This window comes from Streptomyces odontomachi (genome assembly GCF_024435355.1).
Lineage (GTDB): Bacteria > Actinomycetota > Actinomycetes > Streptomycetales > Streptomycetaceae > Streptomyces > Streptomyces odontomachi.
Genome location: NZ_JAMJWG010000003.1, coordinates 285,661 through 303,712, shown reverse-complemented (window position 1 = coordinate 303,712; position 18,052 = coordinate 285,661). Strand labels below are relative to the sequence as shown.

Here is an 18,052-nt window from a genome sequence, read left to right as displayed (position 1 = left end):
CCGGCGGGCCGGGCGGACTGGAGGGGCCGGGCGGTGACGCCGGGCGGAAGCGCGCAAGCCCGTACTGCCTCTGCCATCTCGGATGCCCTGGAGGTCTCGGATGCCCTGGATATCTCGGGTGTCTCGGGTGTCTCGGGTGTCTCTGAGTGACATGCGTACTCCTTCTCCTTGTGGGGGGAGCGCTCCGTGTGTGCGTTGGGGGGAGCGTCCGCGTCTCGTGACGCGGAGTCCGGCACCGGTGCCGGTACCGGCGGGGTCCGGTGCCGCTACCGGCACCGGTGCTGGTGCCGATGCCTGGAGGTGAGCTCGTGCGAGCCGAGAGCCGAGAGCCGAATTTCTGAGAGCGCTCTCTTGGGAGAGCGCTCTCAGAGCCTGTTCCTCCGCCGGACGGCTGTCAAGAGAGCGGGAGCGAGGCGCTGGTGGGCGCGTCGGCACCGGGCTGCTCCGGTGGGCTGCTTACGATCCCGGGGCCCGAGCCCGCCGGGAACGACCGAAGAGGAACGACCCGTGCAGAACCAGTTCGCCATCGACGTCAGCCGCATCCGCCAGGAGGCCCGGAAGAACATCACGAAGGGCCCGGTCACCCCCGCGAACAAGGCCGACCTCGAACGTCTCCTCAACGTGCTCAACCAGGTCGTCGCCACCGAAATGGTCTGCTACCTGCGCTACACGCAGAACGCGATCGTGGCCCAGGGCATCCACCGCGAGCAGGTGGCCGACCTGTTCCGCGAGCACGCCGACGAGGAGCTCGACCACTTCAAGCGCGTCTCGGACCGCGTCAACCAGCTGGGCGGCAACCCGGACATGGATCCGGCCACCCTCGTCTCCCGCTCCCACACCGAGTACGTGACGCCCGCCGAGACCGACCTCCAGGGGATGATCCGCGAGAACTTCGTCGCCGAACGCATCGTCATCGAGACGTACACGGAGATCGTCCGCTGGATCGGCGAGAGCGACCCGACGAGCCGTCGGCTCATCGAGGACATCCTCGAGGAGGAGGAAGAGCACGCGGACGAGCTGAACGACCTGTACCAGCCCTAGGTGTGTTGTCCCGGGGCGGGCGGGACTTCGGACCTACTCGTCAGACTCCCCCTAGTCCTCGGCGAGGACGGCGCGTGCGTGGTCGCCGCCGACGAAGCCGCGCAGTTCCTCGCTCGCCTGCTCCAGGGCCCGGACGACGACGGCCAGATCGTCGTCGGACAGTGGTCCCAGCGTGGTGTCGGCGAGGTCGGCCCAGACCCGTTCGATCCGGGGGATCAGGGCCCGCCCCTGCGGGGTGAGGGCGATGCGTACCTGGCGCCGGTCGGAGGGGACGGGGTCCCGACGGAACAGCCCGGTCTTCTCCATCCGTTTGAGGCTGCGCGTCGCGGTGGGGGACTCCACGCCGAGCCGGTCGGCGAGGGCGGAGATCGTCATGCCGTCCTCGGCCTGGGCGAGCACCCACAGCAGGACGTCCTGGCCCGGGTGCAGGCCGAACTCGGCCAGGGCGTGCGCCTTCGCCGCCCGGTAGAGCTTGGACAGCTTGTTCAGGGCGCGGTTCACGCGGGTGACGTCGGCGGGGTCCATGTCCCCACCCTACGGTGAGATATATAGTCGGCTATTAGATAGCCGGCTATGTAAATGGAGAAGGGGAGCGGTCATGGACCTGGGTCTCAAGGGGAAGGTCGCCTTCGTCACGGGTGCTTCGGGGGACATCGGTGCGGCCACCGCCGTCGCGCTCGCCCGCGAGGGCGCTGCCGTCGCCGTCGGGTGGCACAGCAGGCGCGAACGAGCCGCGGAGGTCGCGGCACTGGTGGAAGGCGCGGGCGCGGGCGCGACCGCGTGCCCGGTGCGGGTGGATCAGGCGGACCCCGTGTCGATGGCGCGTGCCGTCGACACGGTCCGCGAACGCCTCGGACCGGTGGACGTGCTGGTGGCCAATGCGGTGGCATGGCCGACGCAGGACCAGGACTGGGACGCCCTCGTGCACGGCCTCACGGTGAACGCGGCGGGCACCATGACCCTGGCCGAGACGGTGATACCCGACATGCGGGAATCGGGCTGGGGCCGGATCGTGCTGGTCTCCTCCTGCGTCGTCGAGCAGCCCGCGCCGGCCGCGGCGGGCTACCCGGCCGCGAAGGCGGCGATCGAGGCCGCCGCGCGGGTGCTTGCCCTGCGCGAGGCACGGCACGGCATCCTCACCAACGCCGTCCGCCCGGGGTTCACCCTCACCGAGCGTGCGCTCACCCATCCGGGGTTCGGCCAGGAGCTCGTGGACGCGGAGTCGGCCAAGACGCCCACCGGGCGGATCTGCACCCCGGAGGACGTGGCCGGCCTGATCGCCTACCTGGCCTCCGACGCCAACGGGCACGTCAACGGGGAGGTCGTCTCGGTCGCCGGGGGGCGCCATTTGACCCGCTGACCCATTGGGCCGTTGACCTGCGGACCCGCTGACCCGCTGACCCGCTGACCCGCGGACCCGGAGACACGGGTACCCGCTGGTCCGGAGACCCGGAGACCCGGAGACCCGGAGACCCGGAGACCCGGAGAACACGGCCCGGCGGCTGTTCGATCGGTCGACCCTGCGGACGTCGCGTGCCGCGTCCGCAGGAGGGCTCAGCCGTCCGCCTCCGCGGTCACCCCGTCGTGCAGCCAGCCGACGGCCTTGCGGAATCGCTCCCGGCTCTCGGGGCCCGGGTCGATCGCGTGGAGCATCGCGTACCCGTAGCCGAGCGCCTGTGCGGCGAACGCGGCGTCGAGGGTGTGGGGTGCCGGTACTCCGGTCGTCTGGGTGATCAGCTCGGCGATCTCGTCGCGCACCCGGTCGAAGCCTTCGGCCAGGCGCGGCCGGACGCGGGGGTTGCGGACCGCGTAGAGCCAGAACTCGACGAGCAGCAGCATCGTCTCGGGGTGCTCGTCGAGTTGCTGGGTCCACCGTCTGGCCGCGTAGTCGGACGTGGGGGCGGGGGCGGCGTCTTCCGATTCCGATGTCGTGTCCTGCTCGTTGCGCAGGGAGCGCGTGAACAGTCCCAGCAGGGCGAGGAACAGGTCCTCCTTGCCCTCGAAGTTGGAGTACACCGCCCCCGTCGAGCAGCCGGCCGCGCGTGCGATCTCCGGGAGCGTCGCCGCGTGGAAGCCACGCTTGGCGAAGACCTCAGCGGCGGCCCGGAGCAGTGCCTCACGCGTGCGTTCCTGGCGTTCGCGGCGGCTCGGATTCTGCTCCATGCGTTCATTTCTAGCAGTGCGGACGCCGGAGGTTCGTCCGGTCATGCGGGGCGATCCGGCAGGCGATCAGGTGATCCGCGTGCCGCCGGCCTGACGTGTGTGTGACCTGTGACACATCATCGTGGGATACCTTGTTGGCGATTCAGATAACGCTCATTATCTGAACCCCGATCAAGAAGGCGCGCGTGGCCTGAGGCCCGCGGCGTCGCAGGGGGATCGCCCGGTTTCACTCAACGACAAGGAGTGCCCCATGAGTTCTCGGTCCACGAGGGTCACCAGCACGTTAATCGCCCTGGCGGCGACGGCGGGTTGCGCCGTCGCGGTGGCCCCCGGTGCGCAGGCGGCCACCGCGCAGGCGTGCCCGCAGGTCGCCGTGTTCGAGACCGACGGGTACGGGCACGGCGAGACCATGGACAACTGGAACGCATCGTCGTTCAACCACAACACCCCGGCCGGCTGGCAGATCGTCCAGGTGCCCTACTACAGCGGGATCTTCCCCGTCGTGGACAAGACCGCGCTCGACGAGTCGGTGGCGGCCGGGGCGGCCAAGGTCGAGGCGGCCGTGCGCGACTTCCACGCCGACTGCCCCGCCTCGCAGCTCAAGCTGGCGGGCTACTCGGAAGGCGCCGCGGTCGCCGGTGACGCACTGGCGGATCTCGCCGGCTCGTCCGACATCCCGCACGGACAGATCAGCGGAACCCTGTACGGCGACCCGCGCCGCGACTTCGGCGACGGCGGTGTGGGCGGCGTGGCCGGCGGCATCGAGACCAACCTCCCGACGATCCTGCCGGGCGTCACCATGCGCGGCGGACGGGACTTCAAGGACGTCGCGGTGCGCGAGGTCTGCAACGAGAACGACGCCATCTGCAACTCGGCCAACATGATCACCAACCTGCTGGCGTTCGCCAACGGCTGGGTGGGATACGCGTCCGGCGACCACGGCTACGACCTCAACCCGGCCAAGGACACCGGAAACGGCCTGACCCTGCACACCCAGCAGCACCGCATCGACTTCGGGCCGCCGCTGCCCCTGCCGATCGGTACGCCCTGGCAGATCCAGAACCTGCTGGGCGACACCGCGGACGCCAAGGCCCGTGTGGTCACCGCTCGCGACGCCCTGCCGGGCGTGGTGGGCGCGGACACGCTGGCGGCACTGCACGACGACCCCTGGTTCCGGCTGATCCAGTCGGCCTGACACCACACCACATCTCCCCTCCGCATCGGCTAGGCGCGCGGGTTCGTCCACCCGCGGACGGGCGAACCTGCGCGTTGGCGTGCGGTCGAGGATCAGGTGCCGGTCGGCCCTCGTCAGACGGTCGGGCGCCAGCCGAGCGCAGGTCCGAGGTGGGTGGCGATGTCGGTGAGGATCTGCACGTAGTCGTCGTGCTCGAAGGTGAACGGCAGCGCGAACGCGACCTCGTCCACCTCCCGGTACCCGGCGTGGCCGGCGAGCCGTTCGGCGATCTCCGCGGAGCCGCCCACCAGATCGGGCGCGAACAGCAGGCGCGCCGGGCCCTGCGGGGCGGTGGTCCGCGGCAGCCGCTGCCTGGCGTACGCCTCGTACTTCGCGCGTTGCGCGGGCGAGGCGCTGTCGGTGGGGATGACGACGAGACCCTGGGAGACGCGGGCGCGGTCACCGTCGGGGTGGCGGGCGCGGAACGCCCGGATCTGCGCGGCCTGGATCGCCGCGAAGTCGAATGACTCCCCTGGGTTCGCAGACGTTCCGGGGTCACCGGCCTTCACGACGCTGCTGGTGAGCAGGTTGACCCCCTGCTCGCCGGCCCACTGCGCGGACCTCAGGCTGCCGCCGCCGTACCACACGCGGGAGGCCAGCCCGGGAGCGTGCGGTTGGACCCGGTCGGAGAACGTCTCGAAGCCCTCGGTGCCGCTGAAGTCGGTGGCCGGCTTGCCCCGTACGAAGTCCAGGAAGCGCTGCACGCGGGCGTAGCCGAAGTCCTCGGCGTCGGCGGTGTCCGGGTAGAGCGCCGGCCCGACCCGGTCGTAGTGCATCGGCGGACCGACGCTGACGCCCGGGTTCAGCCGGCCCCCGGACAGCAGGTCGACCGTCGCCAGGTCCTCGGCGAGGCGCAGCGGGTTCTCCCAGCCCAGGGGGGTGACTGCGGTGCCCAGGTGAATGCGCCGGGTGCGCTGGGTGGCCGCGGCCAGCACGGCGACGGGCGACGAGATGCCGTACTGGAGGTGCCGGTGCCGCACCCAGGCGCTGTCGAACCCCAGCCGCTCACCCAGCTCGATGATCTCCAACGTCGACTCGTGGCCGCGGCGCGGATCGGCCTCGTCGAACAGCCCGATGGTCAGGAAGCCCAGTTTCCGCAACGGCTTCGAGGTCGGCGGCATGACACCCTCCCCACGTCCGGGCCTGCCCCGTGCGTTCGGGCCTGCTCGGTGTCGGCAACCAGGTCATGGGGTCTTTTGTTCCTGCCGTCTTGCCGTCCTGCCGTCCTGCCGTCCCGTCGTGCCGTCCTGCCGTCCTGCCGTCCTGCCGTCCTGCCGTCCCGTCGTCCCGTCGTCCCGTCGTGCCCGCGGTGCCTGCCGTGCCCGTCGTGCTCGCCGTCCCGGCTGCCCCGGCTGTTCCCCTGGCCGTCCTCAGTCCTGGTCCGCGGGCCGGGCCGCGGGTCCGTCCGGGTGTGGAAGCAGCGGGAACAGGCGGGTGATGAGAGCCACCGGGAGGGCGCCCTCGGGTCGGGCCAGCGGCCGTTGTTCGCGGTCCTGGTAGGGGGCCAGCGCCCGTCGGATCGTGGCCGCGACCCGGCTCATCTCCTCGGGCGTCAGGTAGCTGACGGCACTGAAGGCCTCGTCGTGGTGCCACTCGGCCGGCGCGTGGTCCCGCTGGTCGAGCCAGCGCTGCCAGCTCTCGTCCTCGAGTCCGCGGGCCAGCGCCCCGAAGTCCGCCTCGGCGGACGTACCGGCTGCGGCATCCGCCTGCCGCAGCCGCCACGGGCGAGCCCGGCCCCCGGTGTGCGGGGCTTCCTCGATGTGCCCGTGCCGGGCGAGCTGCCGCAGGTGGAACGAGCAGAGCCCGGAGCTGTAGCCCAGCCGGGCGGCGGCTTCGGTCGCGGTGACGGTGCCGACCTCGGCGAGCAGGTCGAGCAGGGCGGTGCGGACTTCGTGCTCGCGCAGTCCGCCACCGGCACGGTCCCGGTCTCGGGACGACCGGCCGGTCGGGGGGATGTCGAGGTCATCTTCAGTCACTTTGCAAAGTCTGCTACTTTGCAAAGAACTTCGCAATCATCCGCAACCAAGGGGGCCGGAATGGCGGAGGCCGCACGCGGCTCGGTACGCCGCATCACGGAAGTGGGCGAGGACGTGCTCAAGCGTCCGTGCCGGGAGGTGACCGAGTTCGGCAGCGCCGCGCTGTCGGCCCTGGTCGACGACATGTTCCTGACCATGTACATCGCCGACGGCGCCGGCCTTGCCGCCAACCAGGTCGGCGTCGATCTCCGGCTGTTCGTCTACGACTGTCCCGACGACGACGGGGTCCGGCACGTCGGGCACGTCGTCAACCCCGTCCTCGACCTCCCCGATCCGGGCGATCGACGCCTCATCGACACATACGAGGGCTGCCTGTCCGTACCCGGTGCCGCCATGTCCGTCCCCCGTACCGATCGCGCCGTCGTGCGGGGCCTCGACAAGGACGGCACCCCTCTCGTCATCGAGGGGACGGGCTACTTCGCCCGGTGCCTGCAACACGAGTACGACCACCTCGTCGGGCACACGTATCTCGACCGGCTGTCCAAGCGGGACCGCAAGGAGGCGCTCCGGCAGATGGCCGACCGCCGAGACGTGGTCTTCGCGCTCCGGGCGAGCAAGGCGGAGGCCGTCGAAGCGGCCCGACGACCGGGCGATCAGGCTCCGACCCCCGGGTGATCAGGCTCCGACCCCCGGGTGATCAGGTCCCGATGTCCGGGTGATCAGGTCCCGATGTCCGGATAGGGCAGTCGCATGTGCGACAGCCGTCGTGCGTACTCCAACTGGAAGCCGAGCGGCTCCGCGTGGTCGCGTTCGAACAGGCCGATGAAGAGGGTCAGGGTGAGGAACGGGTGGGCGCCGAGTTCGAAGAGCTTCGGGTAGTCGTGGGTGGCCAGGGCGGCGCGTTCGGTGTCGTCGAAGGCGAGCCAGGTGCTGGACTCGTCGGAGGCGCAGTTGAGGATGCGGTTCGCGTGGTCGGCCTCCCACCGGGCGACCGTGCCGGCGGGGTCGGTGCGGTAGGCCTCGACGAGGGCGGGGTCGCGGTCCACGGTGTAGAGGAACTTGTTCAGCAGGTATTTGCTCACGCCGGCGCTCCGTTCGGGTACCAGGTGAAGTAGGCCTCCATGGTGTGGAACAGATCGAGGGTGTCGACGTAGTCCGCCCTGTTGCCCTCGCCCGCCACCCCCATCATCAGCATGAAGTCCATGAACCCGTGGGTGGCGTTGCCCGGCAGGTGCAGGCTCTCCAGGCTGACCTCGCCGAGGCACTCCTCGATGTCACCGCCCGCTATCCAGCCGACCGCCTTCTGGTCGAACTCGGGGTCGGGCCCGTGCGGCCCGAACTGCCGGGGCCCGCCCAGCTCCAGCGACAGGTGCCCGGTGCCGATCACCGCGACCCGCTGGTCGGACGGCCAGGACTCGATCAGCTCCCGGATGGTGCGCCCGAGCTGCACGAAGCGCTTCGGCTGGGGCAGCGGCGGGGCGAAGATGTTCGTGTAGATCGGCACGATGGGCAGATCGGCCTCGGGGCGCAGCGTGATGATCGGGCACGTGATGGAGTGGTCGATGCGCAGCTCGTTGGAGAACGCGAGGTCGAACCCGGCGTCCAGACCCTGCCGCAGCACATGGGCCGACAGGTCCTCATGCCCGGTGAGCAGCATCTTCGGCAGCCCGAACTCGCGCTCCTCGTTGTAGAAGTTCGCGTCGTAGAACGGGGCCTTGCCGACCAGGAACTGCGGCATGTTGTCCAGCCACAGCTGGTGGAAGTGGTCGGAGCCGACCATCACCAGCACATCGGGGCGCGCCCGGGTGAGGGTGGCACGGAACGCCTCGATCTTGCGCACCCAGGTGTCGGCGAACGGGGGCCGGTCCGCCCCCACGGAGGTGCTGGCGCGGTAGTAGAAGGGATGGTGGGTGGACGCGATCACGGCGACCAGTTCGGCCATCGCAGCCCTCCTGTCTGTCGGGCGTTCGCTTCTGTCGGGCGTTCGCTGTTCTGGCGGCAGTCCCCCGCCGGTCCGTGGTCAGTGGGGCTCGGGGGCGACGGATCGGTTGGCCCGGTCCACCGACAGGAAGATGTCGTTCGCGACGGGGCGGTGCAGCTCCTCGGCGAGCTGGCCGATGAGCCCCGCGGTACGGGCCAGCAGGGCGAAGCCGCGGAGCAGTTCGAGCGGCAGGCCGAGGTCGGCGAGTGCGGCGCCGCAGACCCCGGCGCCGTTCAACGGGAGCGTCTTGCCGAGGACCTGCGGGTGTACGCGGCCGATCGCGGCGAAGAGGGACAGGTGCGGCCCGTACAGCTGCTCCTCGGCCGCGATCCGCAGCAGCCGCGGGGTGCGGGGATCGCCCTGCTTGTGGACGTGGTGCCCGAGACCGGGGACGAAGGCGCCCGCCGCGCGCCGCGCCCGCACGGTCGTCAGGGCCAGCGCGTCCCACCCGGCGTCGTCGTCAGGCAGCGGGCCCCGCGCCGACTCCAGCACCTCGTGCAGGAACCGGCCGCAGTCCTCGGTGACCCCGAGGAAGCGTGAGCCGCCGCCGAGCAGGCCGGCGGCGAGCGCGCCCTGCACCGAGTCGGGCGCCGACAGGTACGTCAGGCGCGTGACGATGGCCGTCGGGGTGAAGCCGTGGTCGGCGAGCGCCGCCAGGACCGCCTCGAACACCCGGGTCTCCCCCTTGGTCGGCCGGCGTTGGGCCGCCAGCCAGAACGCCAGCTCCCCGAAGCCGACCGTGCCCATGATGTCGTCGGCCAGGTCATGGCCCAGGAGGGTGATCGCCTCGGGTGTGGACGCGCCGAGGGCCGTCGGGTAGTCGGGGCACCGGCCGTGTGGGGGCCGGGCTTCGGCCGGGTCAGTCACCGTCGGCCTCCTGAGGGGTGGTCAGCCAGGCGCGTAGCTCGGTGCCGTGCTCGTCGAGTTCCGGTGGGGGATGCAGATAGCCGACGGGGGTGGCGGAGAAGCGGATGGGGTTGCGGGTGGTGGGCACCGCGCGCTCCCCTTCGCCGACCGTGACGATCGGGTCGAGCCCGAAGCGTTCCGCCATGGCGAAGCCGCCGTCGATGGTGTTGATGGGTCCGCACGGCACGCCGACCGCGGTCAGCGCCTCGAACCACTCCACGGCGCCGCGGGTGGCCAGCCGCTCCTCCAGGATCGGGCGCAGCTCCTCGCGGTGCTCGGTGCGGTCGGCGTTGTGTGCGAAGCGCGGGTCCGCCGGGACGTCCGGGAGGTCCAGGACCTCGCAGAGCCTGCGGAACTGCCCGTCGTTGGCCGCGGCGACGATGAGATCGTGGTCGGCGGTGGGCAGCGGCTCGTAGGGGAAGACGCTGGGGTGGGCGTTGCCCATCCGGAACGGCACCACACCGCCGGCCGCGTACGCCGAGCTGTGGTTCACGAGCCCGGTCAGGGCCGAGGAGAGCAGGTTGAGCTCGACGTGCTGGCCCTGGCCGGTCGCGTCGCGGTGGCGCAGCGCGGCGAGGATGCCGATCACGGCGTGGTTGCCCGCCATCACGTCGAACACGGAGATGCCGGCCCGGTACGGCGGCCCGTCCGGGCTGCCGGTGAGGCTCATCAGCCCCGAGATGGCCTGCACCATCAGGTCGTATCCGGGCACGTGACCACCGGCGCCGGTGCCGAAGCCGGTGATCGAGGCGTAGACGGAACCGGGGTTCGTGGCGCGCACGCTCTCGTAGTCGAGGCCGTACCGGGCCAGGCCGCCGGGCTTGAAGTTCTCGATGAGCACATCGGCGCGCCGGGCCAGCTCACGCGCGAGGGCGGCGTCGGTGTCGTCGCGCAGGTCGAGGGCGATCGAGCGCTTGCCGCGGTTGACGCCGAGGTAGTAGGTCGAGACGTCGCCCCGCACCGGGGGCGTCCAGCCACGGGTCTCGTCGCCCTGCGGGCCTTCGACCTTGATGACCTCGGCGCCGAGGTCGGCGAGGAGCATCGTGGCGTACGGGCCGGCGAGGACTCGGGAGAAGTCGGCGACCAGTACGCCCGACAGGGGCGGGCGTACTGCGGTGTCGGTGGGCGGGGGCTCTGCCCCCGGCCCGGTGCCCACGGTGAAGTCGTTCACGCTCGGTCCTCGTCTGTACGTAGAGCGGACTTCTGTCCGTACCTCGTCGCTGCGGCGAGTCTGCCGCCGGCACCTTCGGCGGTCAAGGGTCGCCGAAGGCGGCCTTGCTTGAAGGGGCGCGGGGAACTGCACGCCCGGCCACGATGTGACCTTGCAGGTCGCCACCGGCCGAAAGGGGCTGTTTCTGTCGTGTCCGGACTTCCCCCACTCTCGGCTTCGCTCGAGCGGGTGGTACCCCCATGCCGGTGGGGGCTGGTCGTGCAGTTCCCCGCGCCCCTTTTTTGCGCCTTTCGGCGCGGCTCAGGGCACCGTCACGTGCGGGACGTCCTGGACTCGGGCGAAGTCCGCGCTGATGTCGCCCGCGGTCTGGAGCAGCAGCGGCAGGTGGTGCTCGATCAGGTACTCCACCGACGTCTCCGCGGCATGGCAGTTGACGTTGATCCCGGCGATCACGCGGCCGGCGCCGTCCCGCAGCGGTGCGGCGACCGAGCGGATGCCCAGGGCGAGCTGCTCGTCGGTCAGCGCCCAACCGCGCGCCCGTACGTCCCGCAGCTCGGCGTCCCGTTCGGCCGTGTCGGGCTGCCAGCGGGCCACCAGGCCGGAACGGGACGGCTGGGCCAGCACCGCGGCCACCTCGTCGGGCGGCAACGCCGCGAGCTGGACCTTCCCCAGGGAGGTCGCCAGCGCCGGGAAGCGGGTGCCGATCTGCACGGCGAGCGACACGATCTTCGGCACCGACACGCGGGCCACGTAGACGATGTCCGCACCGTCCAGCTGTGCGATCGAGCAGGACTCATGGGTGCGCGCGACCAGGCGCTCCAGGTGCGGCCGGGCGACGTCCCACAGCCCCATGGAGCGCACGTACGCCACGCCGAGTTCGAGGACCCGCGGGGTCAGCGAGAAGCCGCGCTCGACGGTGCGCACGTACCCCAGCTCCTCCAGGGTGAGCAGGATGCGGCGTGCGGTGGGGCGGGCGAGCGAGGTGGCGGCGGCGACCTCGGCGAGGGTCATCGTCGGCTGGTTCGGCCGGAACGCCGTGATGACCTCGAGGCCGCGCGCCAGCGCTTCGATGAAGTCGGGACCGGTTCCCGCACGTGGCATGAGACGACCTCCTCGCAACCCGGCCGCACCGGGACCACCCGGCTTCCCGCCACCGGCTCCGCCCGGCGTTCCCCGGGCCTCACCCGAAGCGTAACGGCCGCTGTCCGCGGGGCGGACGACACCGGGCGCAGACCGCCGCACACGGGGACCGACGCCGCATTGACACCGAAGACGGCCTGCGCCAGGGTGTCCGCAACCCGGATTTGTCCGTAGAGCGGACAGTTGTACGCAGCGGCCGGGGGCGGGAAGAGCACGAAGCAACAGGGAACGGCACGGAACGGCACGGCCAGCACGGACGGCACAGCACGGCACGCATGCGCGAAGGAGCGTGAGGCGATGACCCAGCCCACCCACGACACTGCGGGCCGCCCGATCGTCCTGCGGGGCGGCACCGTCCTGACGGTCGACGCCACCCGGCAGGTGCACACCGGCCGCGATGGTGGTGGCAGCCGCGATGGTGGTGACGGTCGAGATGGTGGTGACGGCTGTGACGTCCTGGTCGTCGGTGACCGTATCGCCGCCGTCGGCCCCGGCCTGTCCGTGCCGGACGGCACCGTCGAGATCGACGCGCGCGGCGGCATCGTCATGCCCGGGATGATCGACACCCATCGGCACATGTGGCAGACGGCCATGCGCGGCTACGGCGCCGACTGGACGTTGACGCAGTACTTCGTCTGGTACTACCTGGAGTGGGGGAAGGTCTTCCGCCCGCAGGACATCCACGCGGGCAACCTGCTCGCCGCCTGGGAAGCGCTCGACGCCGGCGTCACCACCACCGTCGACTGGTCGCACGGCCTCCAGACGCCGCAGCACGCGGACGCCGCCGTCGACGCCCTCCAAGCGGTGCCCGGCCGGTTCGTGCTCGCCTACGGCAACATCCAGGACGCGCCCGCCGCATGGACGGGCACCCCCGAGTTCCGCGACTTCGTCGCCCGCCGCATCCCGGACGACCGCGACATGCTGGGCTTCCAGATCGCCTTCGACGTCACCGGCGATCCATCCTTCCCCGAGCGGCCCGCGTTCGAGGTCGCCCGCGAACTCGGCGTGCCGGTCACCACACATGCCGGCGTGTGGGGCGCGACCGGCGACGACGGCATACGGCTCATGCACGAGCACGGGTTCATGACCCCCGAAACCGTCTACGTGCACGGTGCGTCGCTGTCCGCCGACTCCTACCATCGCATCGCGGCGACCGGCGGCTCCGTCTCCGTCTCCACCGAGAGCGAGCAGAGCGCGGGCCAGGGCTACCCGCCCACCTGGACGCTCCGGGCGCACGGCATCCCCGTCTCGCTCTCCATGGACACCTCGGTCTGGTGGAGCGGCGACCTCTTCTCCGCGATGCGCACCACCCTCGGCGCGGACCGCTCGCGCGAGCATCTTCAGGCCCACGCCAGCGGTGAGACGGTCACCCATGCCGCCCTCCGCGCCGACCAGGTCGTGGAGTGGGCCACCCGCGGCGGCGCCCGCGCGCTGGGCCGCGAGGCCGACCTCGGCAGCATCGAGCCCGGCAAGAAGGCCGACCTCGTCCTCATCAAGAACGACGCGTCACCCGTGTCGTTCCCGCTGCTCAACCCGTATGGGCACGTCGCCTTCCAGGCGCAGCGCGGGGACGTCCACACCGTGCTGGTGAACGGCCGGATCGTGAAGCGGGACGGCCGCCTGGTCGACGTGGACCTGGCCGCGCTGCGCCGCACGGTCGACGGGACCGTGGACCACCTCCGGTCCCAGCTGGGCGAGGACGCCTGGCAGCGCGGCATGAACCCGGACGTACCCGAGACGAAGGTGCTGGACAACCCCTACACGTACACGCAGTACCGGAGCGGCAGCACGCACGGCGGATGAGGCGGTGACGGGAGCCGACTCGGTCATCGGGCCGGGTCAGGATCCGGGTCAGGATCCGGATCAGGATCCGGATCCGCTTCCGCGCCGCGCCCGCAGGACGACGTCGCGGGTGTGGTGGGTGCCGGGCGGTGCGGGTGCGGTGCGCGGGCGGGTCTCGTCGACCAGGACGGTCCAGCTCTCGTCGAGGAGCTTGGCGACGTCCGCGGGCTGGTAGAAGTCGTCGGGGTGGAAGCCGTGCTCGTCGTCCGGCGGGAACTCGGCCGGGTCATGGCCGGCGAACAGCAGGGTGCCGCCGGGTGCGACGGCGTCCAGCAGTCCGCGCAGCGCGGTGTGGTCCGGCTGGTGCGGGAGCGGGAAGTACTGGGCGGACACCAGGTCGAACGGGCCGGCGGGTGGTGGCGCGCTGGTCAGGTCGGTGTGCGACCACGTCACGCGGTCCGTGAGAGCCCCGGTCGCCGCGGCGGCGCGTTCCAGGGCGATCGACGAGATGTCGATCGCGGTGACCTGCCAGCCCCGGCGGGCCAGCCAGAGCGCGTCGCCGCCCTCACCGCATCCCACGTCGAGGGCCCGGCCCGGTGGCAGGCCGGTGACCTCGGTGACGAGCACCCCGTTGGGCGCGCCGCTCCAGAGCTGCTCCCGGCCGCCGTACAACTCGTTCCAGAACTGAGCGTCCACTGTCCGCCGTCCTCTCCCTGACTGGGTGGCCCGTGACCGGCGCCGACGTCCTCGTAGCCGGCGCCTCGTGGCCCTGCGCGACCAACCTGCCCGCACCCCCACCGAGCCGACAAAGTTCTTTGCGGAAACTGCAAAACCCGCGCACAGTGAAGGCAGGAGGAAGCGCGCGCACAGTGAAGGCAGGAGGAAGCCAGGGGGAAGGCAGGGGGAAGGCAGGGGAAAGGCGGGCGGAAGGCGTGAGGCTGAGGCCCCCATGAGGAGAGGAAGGGATGAGGAGAGGAAGGGATGAGGAGAGGAAGGGATGAGGGACGGCATGAGGGACGACTTCGACGCCGTGCTGGCCGCGGTCGGACCACGGCTGCGTGAGCTACGGCACCGCCGCTCCGTCACCCTGACCGCCCTGTCGGAGACCACCGGCATTCCGGTTAGCACGCTGTCCCGGCTGGAGTCCGGGCACCGCAAACCGGGCCTCGAACTGCTGTTGCCGCTGGCCAGGGCCTACCAGATGCCGCTCGACGAACTCGTCGGGGCTCCGGCCAGCGGGGACCCCCGGGTGTACCCCCAGCCGATCACCCGGCACGGCATGACCGTCATCCCGCTGACCCGCAAACCCGGCGGGCTCCAGGCGTTCAAGCACATCCTCCCCGCGGGCCTCACCGATCGGGACCGCGATCCCGACCCCCGTTCGCACGAGGGGTACCACTGGCTCTACGTCCTCAACGGCCGGCTCCGCCTCGTCCTCGGTGACCGGGACCTCGTCCTCGGTGCCGGTGAGGTCGCCGAGTTCGACACCCATCTCCCGCACTGGTTCGGCAACGCCGACGCCCGGCCGGTGGAGTTCCTCAGCATCCTCGGGCCCCAGGGCGAACGGTTCCATGTCAGGGCCCGTTACCGACCCTCCTGAGCCGTCAACGTCCTGAGCACCTCACCGAGTCGCCGGCGCACGTCGGGATCGTCGACGAGCCCGTCCGAACCGATCATGGCCTGCTGCACGGGGATCCGTACGCAGGCCGCCTCCGTGACGGCGGCGCCGGTGTAGCCCAGTACCGTCCGCAAGGTGTCCTCCGCGCCCTGGCCGCGCCCCGGGGCCGCCGCGGTGACCCAGCCCACCGGCTTGTCGCAGATCTCGGTGCCGCCGACCGTCCAGTCCAGCAGGTTCTTGAACGAGCCCGGCAGCGTGCCGGCGTACTCCGGGGTGCAGACCAGGACCCCCGTCGCCCGCGCGATCGCCCCTCGCAGTCCGGCCACCTCGGCCGGCAACGGGTCGGTGTCGTCGTCGGGGTTGAAGTGCGGAAGGTCGGCCAGACCCGGATAGAAGAGGGTGCGTACCCCGAGGTCACGTGCCACGGCCCGGGCGGTGCGCAGCACGGCCTCGTTGGTGGAGCCGGCCCGCAGGCTCCCCGACAGCAGAAGGATCACTGGCAGCGTCGACATCGGCCCAACCTATCCGGCCGGGTGGCGGCGCCGCGAAGGCGTTCTCGGGAGGCCTCCCCGGCCGGCCGGGCGAGGGTACGGGGGGCGAGCCGGCCGCGCCGCCTCGGATCGCAGCCGGCGTCACTCCGCGCACCAGCACACTCACCATTCGTCACCATTCGTCAACTCCCTCCCATGTACGCTTCGTTGACGTACGGGAGAATTCGATTTCCACTGCTTCTTTGCCGGCGGATCGGTCGACGGTCACTGGTCACCGGTCACCGGTCGCTCGTGTTCGGGCGGGAGAGCACTCCGTGGGGGATCCGTGTGTGAAGATCTCGGGTTCGAGAAACTCCTCAGCGAGGAGGGCTTCTTCGCCCGCCTGCTCGGACGGTCGCCGTCGGGCGCCGGTCGGGAGCTGCTGTACGGGCCCGACCTTCCCGTGGTGCTGCTCACCGGCGGCCCGGGCATGGGCAAGGGCAGGCTTCTGCGGGCGGTGCGCGACCGGTTCGCCACCCAGGTGCCGGTGATCTACCTGCACTGCGGCCTGGCGCGGTACGAGGAGCATGCGCAGTCGGAGCCGGGCGCCCGCTCGGCCACCACAGAGGCCCTGGTCGAGGTCGCCCAGCTGCTGAGCAGCTGGCAGGGCACCGGCGGCCCGTTCGCCTTTCCGCGGCTGTTCGCCGGCCTGGCGATGATCGCGACCGGCGCCACCGGCGGCACCCCGGAGGCCGTCACGACAGAGGTGGAACGGTACGAGCAACTGCCCCAGAAGCGGCGCTTCCGCGGCCTGGGAGCAGGTGACTTCTGGCGAGGTGTGCTCCGCGGGAGCATCCGGAACCTGCTGGGAGCGGTGTCCGGGCAGATATTCGACCCGTATTCGGCGGCGGTGGGCAACGCCCTGGTGGAAGCCCTCTTCGAGCGTCTGGCGCCGCGGGGCGAGGCGGAACTGGAGCGGATCTACGGTGCGTATCCGGGCGCGGCCGGCCAGCCCAAGTTCGGGTTGCGCAATCTCGCCGCCGACTTCCAGGCCGGTGGCGAGGACCGGGAGCTGGCGGAGGGCTTCCTCTTCCGGGTGCTGCGCGAGGACCTGGAGGCGGCGTACGCCTCGACGTCCGGCTGGCTGCGCCGGGTCGGCCGTCCGGCGCTGCTGCTGGACCAGGCCGAGTTGCCCCTGGGGGAGCAACTGCTGCGTGCCGTCCTGACCGACCGCCGAGGCGGGCAGCGCGACCGCGTGGTGATCGTGGGCACCGCACGCCGGGCGGACGGTGGGGCCTTCCTGCACGGCGGCCTGCCGTCCCAGGACGTGGTGCCGCCGGTCGAGTTCCGGCCCGCCGACGGCGGCCCGCCCGACTGGACCCGGCGCACCGGCGCCGACGCGGACCACGCCTCGCTGGCCGACGGGGTGCTCCTGCTGCGCATGCCGCTGCTGGGCGGCGACCAGCTGCGCCACGAGACCGAACGCAGGCAGCGGCGCGCGGAGCCGGAGGGCGGCGCGAACCGCCGCCGCATCGACGCCGCCGTGGCACGGCTGAGCGGCGGACGACCGCACACGGCGATCCGGCTGGCCGCCGCGGTCGCCGCCTTCCGGATGCCGGCGGACGCCAATGACCGCGACATCCTGGACGCCCCCCTGCGGATCTCGGGCGACGGCGACCCCGAGCAACCGGTGGCGGACGTGCTGCTGCGGGAGCTGGTGCTGGAGCAACTGCCGGTGCGGTTGCCGAGCGAGCACCACGACCAGTGGCTCGACCTGCTCGCCCATCTGTCGGTGGCGCACGACGAGGAGTGCGCGGACGTCCTGCTCCGCCACCACCAGTCGGGCCGCGTGCACCGCCTGACGGCGCGCCATGTGTCCCAGCTGCTGCGCGACACCGGGTGGCCCGGCTGCCAACGGCACTTCATCGGCGACTTCGGGCTGCGCCAGGTACTGCTGCACCGGCTGTACGGGCTGCGCCCCGCAGGCGCCGCCTGGTACGCCGACCACCACCTGTTGCGGGACCACTACGCGGGACCCGCGGCGGCGGGACCCGCGGCGGCGGGGGAGGCGGCGCCGGGCGACCGGGCGTTCCGTTCGGTCACGGCGCACCGGATGAACCACCACCTGGTGTCCGGCGGTGTGGACGACGTGGTCAGCCATCTCGCCGCCACGCTGCCCGGGCGGCCCCGGGAATGGTGCGCCGAGCTGCTGGAGATCGCCCAGGCGCCCTATCCGGGCGGTGTGGACGCCCGGCGGGAGCGTGCCCAGGGCCTGGTCGCGGTGGACGGACCGGCGCTGCGCCGCACCGTCGACCAGCTGCTGCACGCGGTGTGGCTGTGCGAGGAGCGGACCAGGCCGACGGGGAAGGAGATGGCCCGCACGTTGGACAAGCTGCTGGAGCGTCTTTCGATCATGGAGTTCGACGGCGCGGGACAGCTCAGCCAGACGGCCACGGACTGGAGCGGCCTGGCCGAGAACGACCAGCCGTTGCTGCGTTGTACCTGCACCGAACAGCTCGGGCGAAGGAGGTAACGGGGATGCCCTGGTGGCAGAGGGTAACGGGATTGCC

Annotated in this window: 18 protein-coding genes; 7 read left to right on the top strand and 11 right to left on the bottom strand. The window is 71.6% G+C overall.

The genetic code is table 11. From position 1 onward, the window contains the following. Positions 1 to 507: 507 nt before the first annotated feature. Positions 508 to 1,041: a ferritin-like domain-containing protein gene (locus NQO67_RS09255; protein ID WP_255949267.1), complete on the top strand. Its 534-nt coding sequence runs from the start codon at positions 508 to 510 to the stop codon at positions 1,039 to 1,041. A 51-nt stretch (positions 1,042 to 1,092) separates the two neighbouring features. Here the strand turns inward: NQO67_RS09255 and NQO67_RS09250 are convergent, their stop codons facing one another. Continuing rightward, positions 1,093 to 1,566, bottom strand: coding sequence for a MarR family winged helix-turn-helix transcriptional regulator (locus tag NQO67_RS09250; RefSeq protein WP_255949265.1), 474 nt, complete (start codon positions 1,564 to 1,566; stop codon positions 1,093 to 1,095). A gap of 73 nt (positions 1,567 to 1,639) precedes the next feature. Between NQO67_RS09250 and NQO67_RS09245 the strand changes: the two genes are divergently transcribed. After that, positions 1,640 to 2,401 (top strand): SDR family NAD(P)-dependent oxidoreductase, encoded by a 762-nt coding sequence (locus NQO67_RS09245; protein ID WP_255949263.1) that lies wholly within the window; start codon positions 1,640 to 1,642, stop codon positions 2,399 to 2,401. Positions 2,402 to 2,595: 194 nt separating this feature from the next. On the opposite strand, the gene NQO67_RS09240 is transcribed toward NQO67_RS09245, so the two are convergent. Further along, complete coding sequence (locus NQO67_RS09240; RefSeq protein ID WP_255949261.1) at positions 2,596 to 3,204, bottom strand: TetR/AcrR family transcriptional regulator; 609 nt, start codon at positions 3,202 to 3,204, stop codon at positions 2,596 to 2,598. 250 nt (positions 3,205 to 3,454) lie between these two features. On the opposite strand from NQO67_RS09240, the gene NQO67_RS09235 reads away from it, so the two are divergent. Further along, positions 3,455 to 4,399: a cutinase family protein gene (locus tag NQO67_RS09235; RefSeq protein ID WP_255949259.1), complete on the top strand. Its 945-nt coding sequence runs from the start codon at positions 3,455 to 3,457 to the stop codon at positions 4,397 to 4,399. A gap of 113 nt (positions 4,400 to 4,512) precedes the next feature. On the opposite strand, the gene NQO67_RS09230 is transcribed toward NQO67_RS09235, so the two are convergent. Together NQO67_RS09230 and NQO67_RS09225 are read right to left on the bottom strand one after the other, a co-directional pair. After that, positions 4,513 to 5,559 (bottom strand): LLM class flavin-dependent oxidoreductase, encoded by a 1,047-nt coding sequence (locus NQO67_RS09230; RefSeq protein ID WP_255949257.1) that lies wholly within the window; start codon positions 5,557 to 5,559, stop codon positions 4,513 to 4,515. Between the two features lie 249 nt (positions 5,560 to 5,808). Beyond that, positions 5,809 to 6,414: a helix-turn-helix domain-containing protein gene (locus NQO67_RS09225; protein ID WP_374118937.1), complete on the bottom strand. Its 606-nt coding sequence runs from the start codon at positions 6,412 to 6,414 to the stop codon at positions 5,809 to 5,811. A 60-nt stretch (positions 6,415 to 6,474) separates the two neighbouring features. Here NQO67_RS09225 and def point away from each other — a divergent pair, with 60 nt between their 5' ends. After that, positions 6,475 to 7,089 carry a peptide deformylase gene (gene def, locus NQO67_RS09220; protein WP_255949255.1) on the top strand — a complete coding sequence of 205 codons (615 nt, stop codon included), beginning with the start codon at positions 6,475 to 6,477 and terminating at the stop codon, positions 7,087 to 7,089. A 44-nt stretch (positions 7,090 to 7,133) separates the two neighbouring features. On the opposite strand, the gene NQO67_RS09215 is transcribed toward def, so the two are convergent. From NQO67_RS09215 to NQO67_RS09195, 5 genes are all read right to left on the bottom strand, one after another. Then, a complete protein-coding gene (locus tag NQO67_RS09215; RefSeq protein WP_255949253.1) occupies positions 7,134 to 7,496 on the bottom strand; it encodes a hypothetical protein in 363 nt (120 codons plus the stop codon). Further along, on the bottom strand, positions 7,493 to 8,356 hold the full coding sequence (locus NQO67_RS09210) for a DODA-type extradiol aromatic ring-opening family dioxygenase (protein WP_255949251.1): 864 nt from the start codon (positions 8,354 to 8,356) through the stop codon (positions 7,493 to 7,495). Before NQO67_RS09210 ends, NQO67_RS09215 begins: the two co-directional genes overlap by 4 nt. Positions 8,357 to 8,434: 78 nt before the next feature. Beyond that, a complete protein-coding gene (locus tag NQO67_RS09205) occupies positions 8,435 to 9,262 on the bottom strand; it encodes a citryl-CoA lyase (protein WP_255949249.1) in 828 nt (275 codons plus the stop codon). Next, on the bottom strand, positions 9,255 to 10,457 hold the full coding sequence (locus NQO67_RS09200) for a CaiB/BaiF CoA transferase family protein (RefSeq protein ID WP_374118958.1): 1,203 nt from the start codon (positions 10,455 to 10,457) through the stop codon (positions 9,255 to 9,257). Before NQO67_RS09200 ends, NQO67_RS09205 begins: the two co-directional genes overlap by 8 nt. A gap of 315 nt (positions 10,458 to 10,772) precedes the next feature. Next, positions 10,773 to 11,573, bottom strand: coding sequence for an IclR family transcriptional regulator domain-containing protein (locus tag NQO67_RS09195; RefSeq protein WP_255949247.1), 801 nt, complete (start codon positions 11,571 to 11,573; stop codon positions 10,773 to 10,775). 336 nt (positions 11,574 to 11,909) lie between these two features. Between NQO67_RS09195 and NQO67_RS09190 the strand changes: the two genes are divergently transcribed. Further along, positions 11,910 to 13,415 carry an amidohydrolase family protein gene (locus tag NQO67_RS09190; RefSeq protein WP_255949245.1) on the top strand — a complete coding sequence of 502 codons (1,506 nt, stop codon included), beginning with the start codon at positions 11,910 to 11,912 and terminating at the stop codon, positions 13,413 to 13,415. Between the two features lie 60 nt (positions 13,416 to 13,475). On the opposite strand, the gene NQO67_RS09185 is transcribed toward NQO67_RS09190, so the two are convergent. After that, positions 13,476 to 14,090 carry a class I SAM-dependent methyltransferase gene (locus tag NQO67_RS09185; protein ID WP_255949243.1) on the bottom strand — a complete coding sequence of 205 codons (615 nt, stop codon included), beginning with the start codon at positions 14,088 to 14,090 and terminating at the stop codon, positions 13,476 to 13,478. 301 nt (positions 14,091 to 14,391) lie between these two features. On the opposite strand from NQO67_RS09185, the gene NQO67_RS09180 reads away from it, so the two are divergent. Further along, positions 14,392 to 14,994, top strand: coding sequence for a helix-turn-helix domain-containing protein (locus NQO67_RS09180; RefSeq protein WP_255949241.1), 603 nt, complete (start codon positions 14,392 to 14,394; stop codon positions 14,992 to 14,994). On the opposite strand, the gene NQO67_RS09175 is transcribed toward NQO67_RS09180, so the two are convergent. Then, on the bottom strand, positions 14,979 to 15,524 hold the full coding sequence (locus NQO67_RS09175) for an NADPH-dependent FMN reductase (protein WP_255949239.1): 546 nt from the start codon (positions 15,522 to 15,524) through the stop codon (positions 14,979 to 14,981). The two genes, NQO67_RS09180 and NQO67_RS09175, sit on opposite strands and share 16 nt — an antisense overlap. Before the next feature lie 304 nt (positions 15,525 to 15,828). Between NQO67_RS09175 and NQO67_RS09170 the strand changes: the two genes are divergently transcribed. Next, positions 15,829 to 18,015: an amino acid adenylation domain-containing protein gene (locus NQO67_RS09170; RefSeq protein ID WP_255949237.1), complete on the top strand. Its 2,187-nt coding sequence runs from the start codon at positions 15,829 to 15,831 to the stop codon at positions 18,013 to 18,015. Positions 18,016 to 18,052 lie beyond the last annotated feature (37 nt).